Below are 13,248 nucleotides of genomic sequence, written 5' to 3'. Positions count from 1 at the left end.
AAGGATAGGAAAGAATAATTTTACAGATTGAAATTCGTAGAACAAATGTCGATGTAATGTATACAATTGCCTCTTTTTCTACTAAAGCAATCGTAATCCATGATGTCTCGGTGTAATAGTGTCTAAATTTTTTTAAGCCTGCAAGTAAGAAGTTAACCTCAAGTCATCCTGTTGTGTGAGCAGTTAATTATCTTCTCTTAAAGGTTGTAACATTCGTCGAGGGATTCGGGACAACATGGAGTAGATCACGTCGTCATTGCTTCAGGGCATGATGCTTTTTGACAGTGTTCTCCCTATTTCAGCGAGCGTTTGAACACACGCTTTTAGTACAAAAAACAATTGCTGAATCAAGATAAAAAGAAATATAGATATGGTGAGTAAGAATGGAGTGACCTTTACATGGCACAATTGGTGAAATTACAAGATTATATTTCACGCTATCAAATTGATTTAGCGAGATATCCAACTCAATTTGTGCGCTTAAAGAAAAGTCAGTGGGAGCGCATTAAGCGTCAGTGGGAATTGGGAGAGGATATAAGCGAATGGCAACATGACGACAATGAGGCAGAAACAAATGCCTTCGAAGAAAAGGAACGGTTTTCCTTCTTCAAAAAAATCTTTGCTGGCCGCCAAAAGGAAGCAACTGAGGATGTTGAAAAACTAGAAATATCCAACGAGCTTGTCAGTGATGAAGATACCATTCCAGAAGAAGAAACGACGCTCACATTTGAACCTAAAATTGTGTTTGCACCACAATCCATCCATGAGCTGAAACGAATGTTTATCGATCAATTTTTCCATTTTCAAATGAAATGGGCTAGTTCAACATTACGTGAAAAATCATATGTAGATCCTCGTTTCATGCGTGACTCTTTACTACGTACATTATTGCAAACGTTACCAGATAACTATTTGTTGTTTTATTATCCTATTCTACAAATAAGAAAAGCCCCTATTGAGCTTGATGTAGTACTCATGTCACCAACAGAATGTATTTGTATTACGGTGTTAGAAGCTGAAAATCAAGCTGTCTATGTAGGTGGGAGTGATCGCTTCTGGATGAAGAAAGTGGGAACTAAGGACGTTAAAGTACTGAATCCAACAATTAATTTAGGGCGGATGGAATCGGTGCTATCGCAATTATTTAAACAAGAGAATATAGATATGCCTATCCGTAAAGTTGTGCTAACTCGGAATGGTTATTTTGATTATCCTGGTGCACCATTTGGGATTCGCTTTGTTGATCGTCGAAATTACCATGAATGGATAGAGCAGTTGAGAAAAGTTTCCTCTCCTATGAAGCATATGCAAATACGGGCTGCTCAAACAATTTTAAATACTGTCCAAACAACCTCCTTTAATCGAGACATTTGGCAGCAAGCGCCACAACCAACAGAGGACTGATATATGCAGGTATTATTTATTGTCAATGAGGCAGCAGGAAATGGGAAAGGCAAGAGGGTTTGGCTTCAGCTGCAACAGCAACTAACGATCACCTATCAAGTAGCTTTTACGGAATATGAAGGACATGGAAAGGAAATAGCCAAACAATGGGCTCAGCAACAGCAAGAACACATGTTACTTGTCGTTGTTGGTGGTGATGGCACCATCCATGAGGTAGTTAGTGGTGTTGTACATAATAAATACGTCATTATAGGTGTCGTTCGAGCAGGCTCTGGCAATGATTTTGCCCGCTTTTTCCCAAGCTTTCAACATGCGAGGCAAATAGAGGCCTATATAAGGAACACTATGGCCAATACACAGATGGATGCAGGAATTATTCAGCTCGGTGATAAATGGAATGAAATTTTCGTTAATAATGCGGGTATAGGCTTCGATGCCTATGTGACAAAATCAATTAATACATCTCGTCTTAAATTTTATCTCAATAAAATTGGGTTAGGAAAGCTTTCCTATGCTGTAGCTGTTATGAGAGGGTTATTTCGCTTTAAGCGTTTTGATGTAACGATTCGTTCAGGTGAACAAGAATGGCAATTCCAGCAGGCATGGTTTGTAGCGATGAGTAATCAGCCTTATTTCGGGGGAGGCATGAAAATATCACCAGCTGCAAAAGCAGATGATGGCCTTGTGGATATAACGATTGTCCATGGAATATCACGTATCAAATTATTACTTGTTTTTATCACTGTTTTTTTTGAAAAGCATACAAAATTTAAGGAAATTACTTTTTTACAGGGCCAACACTTTGATATGAGTGTACGCGCTCATCAGGTTGATTGTCATACGGATGGCAATTACGTGGGCGTTGTGAATCAAGGGATCCCTATACACTGTACAGTACAGCAAAATGCATGGCAGGTTATTGCTAAAGATGCCTAAAAATATCATTGTGCAATAATTTCATGCGAATTGTAGGGGAATACGTTATACTATAAAACATCAATAACTTCACAAGAAAGAAATGAGGAACAACATTGAGATTAAGAAATAAGCCTTGGGCAGAGGAAATGATTACAGATCACCCAGAGGTGATTATTCCAAATCCTGAAGACTTTAAAGGTAAGTGGCAGTCTGTTTTCGGAAATGACAATCCTATCCATATTGAAGTAGGTTCTGGAAAAGGGCAATTTGTTACAGGTATGGCTTTGCAAAACCCAACGATTAATTATATTGGCATTGAGCTTTATGATAGTGTGATTGTTTGTGCACTAGAAAAAGTGCTAGAGGCAAAATCTCCAGCGAATTTACGCTTACTAAAAGTAAATGGCGCAGATTTATATAAATTCTTTGATAAAAATGATGTATCACGTGTATACCTGAATTTCTCAGATCCTTGGCCAAAAACACGTCATGCAAAAAGACGTTTAACGCACGAGGGTTTTTTGAAATTATATGAGTCGATTTTAGTGGATAATGGGGAAGTCCATTTTAAAACGGATAACCGTGGTCTGTTCGAGTATTCTTTAATCAGTATGTCTGAATATGGTATGTTACTAAAGTATGTATCTCTCGACCTACATGCAAATATGCCAGAGGATAATGTGATGACGGAATATGAGGAGAAATTTTCTGCGAAAGGGCAGCCGATTTATCGCTTAGAATCACAATTTATCACTAAATTGTAGGGGGAATATGGATGGATCAGTTACAGTTTCACAAAATGTCATTAACATGGCTTAACGGGGGTGTTACGTGCCTAGATGGCGGGGCAATGTTTGGTGTTGTACCGAAGCCGCTTTGGTCACGTAAATATCCAGTCAATGAAAAAAATCAAATTGAATTACCAACAGAACCCATCCTCATTCAATATGAGGGCAAAAACTACCTGATTGATACAGGAGTTGGTTTTAATAAATTAAACGAAAAACAATTACGAAACTTTGGTGTAACCGAGGAATCCTCATTAACGGAAAGCTTACAGGAACTGGGATTAACAACAGCGGATATTGATGCAGTGTTAATGACTCATTTACATTTTGATCATGCTGGTGGTTTAACACAATGGGAAGAGGATGTACTTGTACCAACTTTTCCGAATGCCAAAATTTTTGTTACGAAAATTGAATGGGATGAAATGCGTAATCCTAATATCCGCTCTAAAAATACGTATTGGAAAGAGAATTGGGAGCCAGTGCAGCACTTAGTTGAAACCTATGAAGATACGTTGGAAGTGGTACCAGGGATCGAAATGATTCATACAGGTGGACATAGTGAGGGACATGCCGTTATCAAGCTAACGCAAAATGGTGAAGTATTATTGCATATGGCGGATATTATGCCAACACATGCTCACCAGAATCCATTATGGGTATTAGCGTATGATGATTACCCAATGACAAGTGTATTTGCCAAAGAGCGACTTATAAAAGAGGCGCTTACCAATAGCTATAGCTTTATTTTCTATCACGATGCATATTACCGTATGATTAAATGGGATGAAACGGGCAAAGAAATTGTCAATAAGCTTGAACGTAGTAGACAAGCTGTTATTACATTTTAATAGCGCCAGCAAAGGCCGAGGTAATTGACATATAAAATGTCAATTACCTCGCTTTTTTGTTCGTGAACAGGATAGAAAATATGATACACTTAACACGATACTAAAATACAAAAGAGAGTTGAAATAAACATGGCAACTGAACAACCATTTTTACCAGTTTTACTAGGATCAGATATGAATGCATATGGTATGGCACGCGCGTTTTATGAAGCATATGGTATTAAACCACTTGTTTTAGGACGTTCTCATTTAACAGCGACTCAAGATAGCCATATCCTACAATTTCAAGAAATAGACCGTTTAAATGAACAAGATGTTTTTGCACCTGCACTTGCAGAAGTTGCAAAAAAATATGCTGATAAAAAACTATTGCTTTTAGCATGTGGAGACGATTATGCTAAGCTGATTATTAAAAATAAGCCAGCGTTACAAGAGCATTTTACTGTACCGTACATCGATGAATCGTTGATGGATGAAATTTTATTGAAAGAAAACTTCTATAAAATGTGTGATCAATATAATTTTAAATATCCAGGTACAACAACGGTGACAGCCGATAACTATGAAAACTTTACACCACCATTTGATTACCCTATTATTTTAAAAGCTTCAAACTCTGTAGAATATTGGGCATGTAAATTCCCAGGTAAGAAAAAAGTATTTGTTGCGCATGATGATGCGGAAAAAACGGCCATATTAAAAGCGATTTATAGCTCAACATATCAGGATACTATGATTATCCAAGAATTTATTCCTGGTGATGATTCTTATATGCGTGTGTTAAATGCTTACGTAGGGAAAGATGGAAAAGTAAAGCTGATGTGTCTAGGTAATCCTATTCTAGAAGAACATTCTCCTGAAGGAATCGGAAGTTATGCAGCCATCGTTACAACCTATGATAAAGAATTAATGGATCAAGTACGATTCTTCTTAGAGGATATCGGTTATACAGGCTTTGCAAATTTCGATATGAAATATGATATTCGAGACAAGCAGTATAAGCTATTTGAAATTAATTTACGTAATGGTCGCTCTAGCTACTATGTAACAGCAAGTGGTCATAATTTAATGAAGTATGTCGCTGATGACCATATGTTAAATATCGAGCAAGATGTCACATATGTGCAGGACAAACATTTATGGATGATTATTCCTAAGGGCGTATTATTCAAATATGCATCAAATGAAAAGCTTAAACTAGAAGCAAAAAAATTAATTAGTGAGGGCAAGTATACAAACTCTCTTTACTTTAATGAGGATATGAATACGAAGCGTTGGGTGAAGTTAACGCTCAATAACTTGAATTATTATCGTAAGTATAAAAAGTACTTTAATAATAAAGGTTTATCCGAATAACAATAAGAAGCCATCTCATTCATTGGAGATGGCTTCTTATTGTCTATACATGATTAAACTTCTGTTAGTTCCACGACAACACCAGAGCGTGCGTCGGCAGCAAACTCGAAAGTCTGCATTTCCCCTTCATTCATACGAGAGATTCCTCCGCGATATACTGGGATAGTCATAATACCGTTTGTGAAATCTTCTGTTTTCATAAAAATCCAAGAACCGTCAATCGGTGCATCCTTTTTAAACTCTCTTTTTATGTTTTCAAGTACTTGTCCTGCAGGTACGAACGGAGAAACTTTTTCACTAGCTTCTTTAATAATGACTGCGGCAGCTAAGCCAGTTGCAACACCAATTAAAAAATCACGTAATTTCATACATCTTTCCTCCTTTTTCTATACCTATATTTTAGCATAGCCTATGGAGTGAATGCACGTTCACACTTTAACAGTTTTAGGAAATGTATCAATATTTCGAATTCGGAAATAAATGTGTTACAATAGGCAAGGAAGAATATTCTACTTCGTGGGGAGAGAGTCATCATGAATGAGGAAACATTACAATTATTTAAAACATTAACAGAACTACCAGGCGCTCCGGGGAATGAACATGCTGTACGTGCGTTCATGCGTTCTGAGTTAGAAAAATACTCGGATGAAATCGTTCAAGATAATTTAGGGGGCATCTTTGGTGTTAAGCGCAGTGAGGTTGCTGACGCGCCGAAAGTGTTGGTTGCTGGACATATGGATGAAGTAGCATTTATGGTTACTTCTATTACAGATAATGGCATGATCCGTTTCCAAACATTAGGTGGCTGGTGGAACCAGGTTATGCTTGCACAGCGTGTAGAAGTTTATACAAAAAATGGCGCAATACCTGGCGTTGTTTCATCTATTCCACCGCATTTATTAACAGATGCAGAACGTGCTAAGCCGATGGATATAAAAAATATGCTTATCGATGTTGGCGCTGACAACAAAGAAGATGCAATGGGTATGGGTGTTCGTCCAGGACAATCTATCATTCCTATTTGTCCATTTACACCAATGGCCAATCCGAAAAAAATTATGGCTAAGGCTTGGGATAACCGTTATGGCTGTGGTCTAGCGATTGAGTTAATGAAAGAAGTACAAAATGAAAAACTAGGATCGCATTTATATTCAGGCGCAAATGTTATGGAGGAAGTAGGTTTACGTGGTGCTCAAGTATCAGCAAATATGATTAAACCAGATTTATTCTTCGCATTAGATGCTTCTCCTGCCAACGATACGTCAGGAGAAAAAAATCAATTTGGACAGCTTGGCAAAGGTACATTACTTCGTATTTTAGACCGCACAATGGTCACACATCGTGGTATGCGAGAATTTATTTTAGATACTGCCGAATCAAATCATATTCCTTACCAGTACTTTGTATCTCAGGGAGGAACTGACGCAGGGCGAGTACATACAGCAAATGATGGTGTTCCAAGCGCTGTTATTGGTGTTTGCTCACGCTATATTCACACGTCAGCGTCCATTATTCATATTGATGATTATGCAGCTGCCAAGGCATTAATTGTTGAATTAGTGAAAAAAGCAGATCGTTCGACATTAGAGACAATTCGCGCTAATGTATAAGAAGTTAACAAGATGCCTTTTAGAGGCATCTTTTTCTATGGAAAGAAAGTGGGGATTAGATGAATATAGCCATTGGGACAATGAATAAAGCGAAGACAGAGGCAGTTGAAGTAATTGCTCGACAATATTTTGAAGATGCCATCTTTACGCATGTGAAAGCTGCTTCTGAAGTGTCAGATCAACCAATAAGTAATGAAGAAACGAGACTAGGGGCGATTAATCGTGCAAAAAACGCCATGAACACAACAGGTGCACAATTCGCATTTGGCTTAGAGGGTGGCGTAACTGAAATAGATGATGAAATGTATGTTTGTAATTGGGGTGCATTAACAGTTTCTGATGGAACAATTTTCACAGCTGCTGGTGCACAAATTATATTACCAAAAGAAATTGCCCAGGAAATAAGAGGTGGTGGAGAACTTGGCCCTATTATGGAGCAATACACAAAACGTCGAGATATTCGTCAAGGTGCAGGTGCTGTAGGTATTTTTACGCAAGGTTTAGTGAGTCGACAGATGATGTTTGAGCATATTGTATCACTATTGGTTGGTCAATATTTGTTCACATTTTCACAAAAATAGTTAAATAGAATTAGTATTCAGCATGTAGTTAGGTTGCATCTGATGAATAATTTTTTTAAAATAGAAAAAAGTTAGCAGAGAAAGGAAGAGGAACATGTCGTTTACCTGGCTAAAAACTATCGGCCTGATGCTTTTACTTCTGGTCCTTTCTGGCTGTAATCAATCGATTGATGACCAAATTGCGAATGGGCTCCAATTAACGGAGACGGTTTTTGCTGAAGAGCCAGAAGAACATACGGAGAAAATTGGAGATATCAAATTATACTTACCTTCAAACTTTAAAGTTGAAGACAGTTCAGATGCTTATAATATTGTGATTTCAAAAGGAAAAGAAAGCTATATTCTTTTTATTAATGATGAAGAAGCACAAGACAGTAAACTTTATTATAATCTTTTAAAAGAAAATGAAGCGGACAAAATTATCGAAGAGTTAACTTATGACAAGAATGGTCGTTTTGGCTTCACTGCGGTTCTAAAGACGGAAGATAAAAATGAGATGGAGCTCATTGTTAGTAGCGGCGGCGTGAAAATGACAACGATTTCTCAGACCAAACATATTGAAACTAATTTGCGTGAGATGACGAAAATTGTACATTCGGTTAAAATGAAGTAAATAGATTGGATTGAACAGACGGTTCACAAACATGTGAGCCGTTTCATTTTGAAGTCAGGATGTGAGAAAAATGAAGCAATTGAAATCAGAACAACTGATAGAGCTATTAAAAAAACGATTGAATGAAGAGAAATACGAATTTCATTTTGATAAAAAGCATGATAAATTACGATTGAATCATAAGACGATTGACAAAGGAATGGAGCTCTCATTACCTGGTATCTTAGCAAAATACAATGATAAGCAAGAGGCAGCGATTGAGGAAGTTGTCTATACGATTGAGCAGACTTTTAATGCGATGGAGCAAGAAAAAGAACAAGGCTTTCAAACGACTACACAAATTTATCCTATTATACGTGCGACTTCTTATCCCCAAGCATCTAAAGAAGGACATGCGTTTATTACAACTGAGCATACAGCGGAGACACGTATTTTTTATGCGCTCGATTTGGGTAAAACCTATCGTTTTATTGATGAATCCATGCTAGAAGCATTACAATTAACGGTAGAGCAAATTCGAGAAATGGCACGCTTTTCAGTAAAGCAATTACCAACCGCATATAAAAAGGATGAGGTAGCAGGTAATCTATTTTATTTTGTCAATGTGAATGATGGCTACGATGCTAGCCGTATTTTAAATGAGAGTTTTTTGACAGACATGCGAGCACTGGTGGAAGGCGATATGACATTGTCTGTGCCACATCAAGATGTGTTAATTATAGGTGATATTCGCAATGAAACAGGGTATGATGTATTAGCACAGATGACGATGCATTTCTTTACTGTCGGTATAGTACCGATCACATCATTATCTTTTATTTATGAAGATGGGGAACTAGAACCAATCTTTATTTTAGCCAAAAACAGAGTGAAAAAGGAGCAAGAAAAACAATGAACGTATTTTACAACAAAGAGCATGTAGGAGATGTCTTGCTAGTTCAATTAGCAACTGAGCCTATTGTGAAAACAGTAGTAGAACGAGCTGGAGATATCGCTATTTTAAAAGAAGCACAAACAGGAGAAATAAAGGCGTTTAATTTATTTAATGCAAGCAGCTACATCCAAACAGATGCAAGAGGCTTAGTGGAAGTGACACCAGAACTAGTAGCACAACTAACTGCAGCCATCGAGAAAAATGGAGCTACAATCAACCTTGATGTTGACTTTTCTCCAAAATTTGTGGTGGGTTATGTGGAAACAAAGGACAAGCATCCAAACGCTGATAAATTAAGTATCTGTTCCGTAAATGTAGGCGATGAGACATTGCAAATTGTTTGTGGTGCTCCTAATGTAGAAGCAGGTCAGAAGGTAGTGGTTGCAAAAATTGGTGCAGTAATGCCTTCAGGTATGCTCATTAAAGCAGGAAATTTACGTGGTGTTGAGTCTTACGGCATGCTTTGCTCAGCTCGTGAATTAGCCATTCCTAATGCTCCTTCTGAAAAAGGAATTTTAGTATTACCGGAAGATGCCACTATTGGTAGTGCTTTTGAAACACCAACTAAATAGAAATGCCTTTATTTGAAAAGGAATTTATTAAAATGTAAATGTTTTATCATGATATTATTCCTTGTATCAAGGTGAAATGCCCTAAATCGTTATGTTACTAATATGCTAGTAGCGTAACGATTTTTTTGTTTAGAATGAGCCTCTAAATGCAAGTTTCAAGAGCGTTTTTATGGTATGCTTTTTGATATAGACATTGAGCTATTAATTATATGAATCAAGCCAATGCTATAAATGAAGTGTAAGAGAAATGAGTGAAACGAAGTGAACTGGTTTAAAAAACAAATTAGTAAATTTATAAATAAAGAAGATGAATATTACGAGTATGAAGAATATTATGATGGCTACGAAGAAGAGCAGACCGAGCAACTACATACGCAAAATGAAGTACCGATGGCTAAGCAGAAGACTTTCCGTTTTCCATTGATTGACGATGATGAAAGCGGGACATCCTACACACCACAAAAAGAAATGTTTGATCAAATGGGTAATGATGATTATGGACAGATTGGTGATTTATCTTTACCGAAGCATTTAAACCACCATATTGTTGACTCCAGTGTTTATGATGTGGAGGTTTCAGGGATTCGTGATTTATTAGCAAATCGTTCAAAACGCACTGGTCGAAAAACAACGATGAAAAGTCAGCCTGTAGAACAGCAATATCGTTCACGCGCAAGCTTAGTGTTTCGGGATGCACAACATGAGACAGTCAATGTTAAGTCTGCGTCTGCACCAGCATCTGTTTCGAAAGAGAAAAAGCAGTGGAAGGAACAAAAAGTTGAAAGCATTTTACCTGAGAATCGTAAACGCTTTGTGCCAACAGATGTACCTTCACCCGTCTATGGATTTGCAAAACCAAGTCCCATCAAAGAATTATTAGATAAAAGAAAAGAAGAATACGAGGAGCAAGAAACCTCGGTACATGATACCGAAATGGTGACGGTTACGAACTCTATAAAAGAAACGACAACAAATGAGGCTAATGAAAATATACTAGAAGAAAAAGAGCCGTCTAGCATAGATCAAATGGTTGAAGTAGAGCAGCATGAAATCATTGAACCTGATGAGCTACCTTTAGCAAATGAGCCTATTCATTTTGATGATGATGTATCGGTAGAGGCTAATGGTGAGCAGCAGAGTATGTCATCTAATATGGCTATACCTCAAACAACATCATTTGCCATGGCCTTTGAAGATCAAGTGAAGGAAGCTGTTCTGCAAGACCAAACAGTTCAACAACTTTCTGCCGATCAATCTGAAATTCACGTGAAAGAAATGATAGTAGAGCAAGTACAAATCGAAAATTCCACGATTCATATCGGAGAGGTAACAGTTGTACAGCCATCGAAGGATGACCCATTACTTGTTGACGACCAATCTGTTGATACGGTGCAGAAGGAAGAAACAAGTCGTATTCCTTTTAATGTCCTCATGTTAAAAACGGATAAAGAAAAATGGAGAATCCAACAGCAAATGAAAAAGGCACAGCCTATTCATGTTGAAAGTACTCAGAAAGCAATGGAAAACGAACCAGTGGATGTGGCGGTAGCCTATGAAGAGGAAGAATCATGTTCTCCAGACAGCGTTGTAATAATAGATCGTCCCCAACCAGCTGATTCACTAACAGAAGAGAATCTTGTTGAATCAATGACCGAGCATATGCCATTGCAAGATGAGTTAGCATCCCATCAATATGCCAAGGACGATACGCGAAATGCTACTACTCCACATAGCTCTGAAGACAATGTAGCGGTCATTACAATGACACCTGTGACAACAATGTCTGGTGTATTAACGCAAGAAAGAACAGAAATTGAAAAAGCCGCTATTGATGAAATTTCAGCTACTACTGAGCCAGAGCTAGAATCAGAACTAGAACGAGGTTTAGAGTCAGAGCTAGAACCAGATTTAGAGCTAGAACCAGAACCAGAATTAACTACCAACACTGATGAAATTTCAGAAATTGTAGCGTATGGTCCTGTACAGTCTGTTGACAAGCAAGAGGAACCACCAGTATCTGAAGTGGAAGCACAGGAAGCTGAAAAACCTGCAAAGCCAGTTCATGTCTATCAAAAGCCTACAGATGAGTATTTAGAGCCACCAGAGGAGAAAACACAGGATACGGATTGGATGGAACAACAGGGAGATACATTGGTCGAGGCACTTTCTTATTTCCAGGTTTCCGCTCAAATTGAATCGATTATGCAGGGGCCAGCTGTTACGCAATTCGAAATAACGGTGAGCCATGGTACAAAGGTTAGTAAAATCCGAAACTTAGCCGATGATTTAAAACTGGCCTTAGCAGCAAAAGATATTCGTATTCAGGCACCAATCCCTGGAAAAAGTTCAATAGGTATTGAGATTCCAAACCGCGTATCTCGTGCTGTTCGCTTGTCAGAGGTGACAAATAGTGCCTCTTTCCTTGAATCGGATTCTCCATTAGAGGCAGCGTTAGGTCTTGATTTAACAGGAAAGCCTGTTACATTAGATTTGCGAAAAATGCCTCATGGCTTAATTGCTGGTGCAACGGGTTCGGGTAAATCTGTTTGTATTAATTCTATTTTGGTTAGTTTATTATATAAAGCTGCACCACATGAGTTAAAACTCATGCTGATCGACCCTAAAATGGTAGAGCTTGCACCATTTAACCATATTCCGCATTTAGTTAGCCCTGTTATTACAGATGTGAAGGCAGCAACGGCTGCACTGAAATGGGCAGTGGAGGAAATGGAGCGTCGCTATCAGCTATTTGCTCATGCAGGTGCACGTGATATTACACGTTATAATGCAATAGCAGATAAAAATAATGAGCATAGCTTGAAGCTACCCTATATTTTAATTGTCATTGATGAGTTAGCTGATTTAATGATGATGTCTCCCGCTGATGTAGAGGAGGCCATTTGTCGAATTGCTCAAAAGGCACGTGCTTGTGGTATTCATTTAATTGTTGCGACGCAAAGACCTTCTGTGGATGTTATTACAGGGTTAATCAAATCAAATATCCCTACACGTATTGCCTTTGCTGTTTCCTCACAAATTGATTCTCGTACCATTTTAGATGGGCAGGGAGCAGAAAGATTACTTGGGCGAGGGGATATGCTATATTTAGGTAATGGTATGTCAGCGCCAGTGCGACTACAGGGAACATTTGTGACAGATGATGAAATTGAAGCCATTATTGAGCATGTTCGTGAGCAGGGAGAGCCTGATTATATTTTCGATCAAGAGGAGTTATTGAAGAAAACTGAGGTGTCCGCAGAACAGGATGATCTGTTTGAAGATGTTTGCCGATTTGTCTATGAGCAAGGTGGCGCCTCAACCTCATTGATTCAACGAAAGTATCATATTGGCTATAATCGTGCTGCTCGTTTAATTGATATGTTAGAATCACATGGCTTTGTTTCGGAGGCAAGAGGAAGTAAGCCGCGTGAAAGTTACATTACAGAAGAAGATTTAATTACTATGTTTGAATAAGAATTGCATTGTTTTCGTCTAGATTATCTAATTTACGTCGATTTTAGTTTTTTTAGAAAAGTTACACATCTATCCTTATGCATAAAAAGTGCTATAATAGACAGGATGTGTTGAATAGTACGTATTTTTTAACACTTGTGAAGGTAT

Annotated in this window: 12 protein-coding genes; 11 read left to right on the top strand and 1 reads right to left on the bottom strand. The window is 38.0% G+C overall.

What is annotated here, in order from left to right:
- Positions 1–399 precede the first annotated feature (399 nt).
- The 5 genes from MHI04_RS16790 (at position 400) to MHI04_RS16770 (ending at position 5,317) form a co-directional block, all read left to right on the top strand.
- Positions 400–1,404: a nuclease-related domain-containing protein gene (locus MHI04_RS16790; protein WP_058845060.1), complete on the top strand. Its 1,005-nt coding sequence runs from the start codon at positions 400–402 to the stop codon at positions 1,402–1,404.
- A 3-nt stretch (positions 1,405–1,407) separates the two neighbouring features.
- Complete coding sequence (locus MHI04_RS16785) at positions 1,408–2,340, top strand: diacylglycerol kinase family protein (protein ID WP_036118802.1); 933 nt, start codon at positions 1,408–1,410, stop codon at positions 2,338–2,340.
- A gap of 95 nt (positions 2,341–2,435) precedes the next feature.
- Positions 2,436–3,086, top strand: a complete 651-nt coding sequence (gene trmB / locus MHI04_RS16780) for a tRNA (guanosine(46)-N7)-methyltransferase TrmB (RefSeq protein WP_058845062.1) — start codon at positions 2,436–2,438, stop codon at positions 3,084–3,086.
- A gap of 11 nt (positions 3,087–3,097) precedes the next feature.
- Positions 3,098–3,961, top strand: coding sequence for an MBL fold metallo-hydrolase (locus MHI04_RS16775; protein ID WP_036118806.1), 864 nt, complete (start codon positions 3,098–3,100; stop codon positions 3,959–3,961).
- A gap of 129 nt (positions 3,962–4,090) precedes the next feature.
- On the top strand, positions 4,091–5,317 hold the full coding sequence (locus tag MHI04_RS16770; protein ID WP_036118808.1) for a hypothetical protein: 1,227 nt from the start codon (positions 4,091–4,093) through the stop codon (positions 5,315–5,317).
- A gap of 53 nt (positions 5,318–5,370) precedes the next feature.
- On the opposite strand, the gene MHI04_RS16765 is transcribed toward MHI04_RS16770, so the two are convergent.
- Positions 5,371–5,685, bottom strand: a complete 315-nt coding sequence (locus MHI04_RS16765) for a peptidase M4 (RefSeq protein ID WP_036118810.1) — start codon at positions 5,683–5,685, stop codon at positions 5,371–5,373.
- 165 nt (positions 5,686–5,850) lie between these two features.
- Between MHI04_RS16765 and MHI04_RS16760 the strand changes: the two genes are divergently transcribed.
- The 6 genes from MHI04_RS16760 (at position 5,851) to MHI04_RS16735 (ending at position 13,101) form a co-directional block, all read left to right on the top strand.
- Positions 5,851–6,927, top strand: a complete 1,077-nt coding sequence (locus MHI04_RS16760; protein ID WP_036118812.1) for a M42 family metallopeptidase — start codon at positions 5,851–5,853, stop codon at positions 6,925–6,927.
- A 59-nt stretch (positions 6,928–6,986) separates the two neighbouring features.
- Positions 6,987–7,508, top strand: coding sequence for a DUF84 family protein (locus MHI04_RS16755; RefSeq protein WP_036118814.1), 522 nt, complete (start codon positions 6,987–6,989; stop codon positions 7,506–7,508).
- A 94-nt stretch (positions 7,509–7,602) separates the two neighbouring features.
- Entirely contained in the window at positions 7,603–8,121 is a 519-nt protein-coding gene (locus MHI04_RS16750) for a hypothetical protein (protein WP_036118816.1), read from the top strand.
- A gap of 70 nt (positions 8,122–8,191) precedes the next feature.
- Positions 8,192–9,016: a DUF1444 domain-containing protein gene (locus tag MHI04_RS16745; RefSeq protein WP_036118818.1), complete on the top strand. Its 825-nt coding sequence runs from the start codon at positions 8,192–8,194 to the stop codon at positions 9,014–9,016.
- On the top strand, positions 9,013–9,627 hold the full coding sequence (gene ytpR, locus MHI04_RS16740) for a YtpR family tRNA-binding protein (protein WP_330492991.1): 615 nt from the start codon (positions 9,013–9,015) through the stop codon (positions 9,625–9,627). Before MHI04_RS16745 ends, ytpR begins: the two co-directional genes overlap by 4 nt.
- A gap of 261 nt (positions 9,628–9,888) precedes the next feature.
- Positions 9,889–13,101 carry a DNA translocase FtsK gene (locus MHI04_RS16735; RefSeq protein WP_342535038.1) on the top strand — a complete coding sequence of 1,071 codons (3,213 nt, stop codon included), beginning with the start codon at positions 9,889–9,891 and terminating at the stop codon, positions 13,099–13,101.
- The last annotated feature ends 147 nt before the right edge of the window (positions 13,102–13,248 follow it).

This window comes from Lysinibacillus sp. FSL K6-1151 (assembly GCF_038630755.1).
GTDB classification, from domain to species: domain Bacteria; phylum Bacillota; class Bacilli; order Bacillales_A; family Planococcaceae; genus Lysinibacillus; species Lysinibacillus fusiformis_D.
Note: the sequence above shows the minus strand (reverse complement) of the source record. Positions and strands in the feature narration are given on the sequence as shown.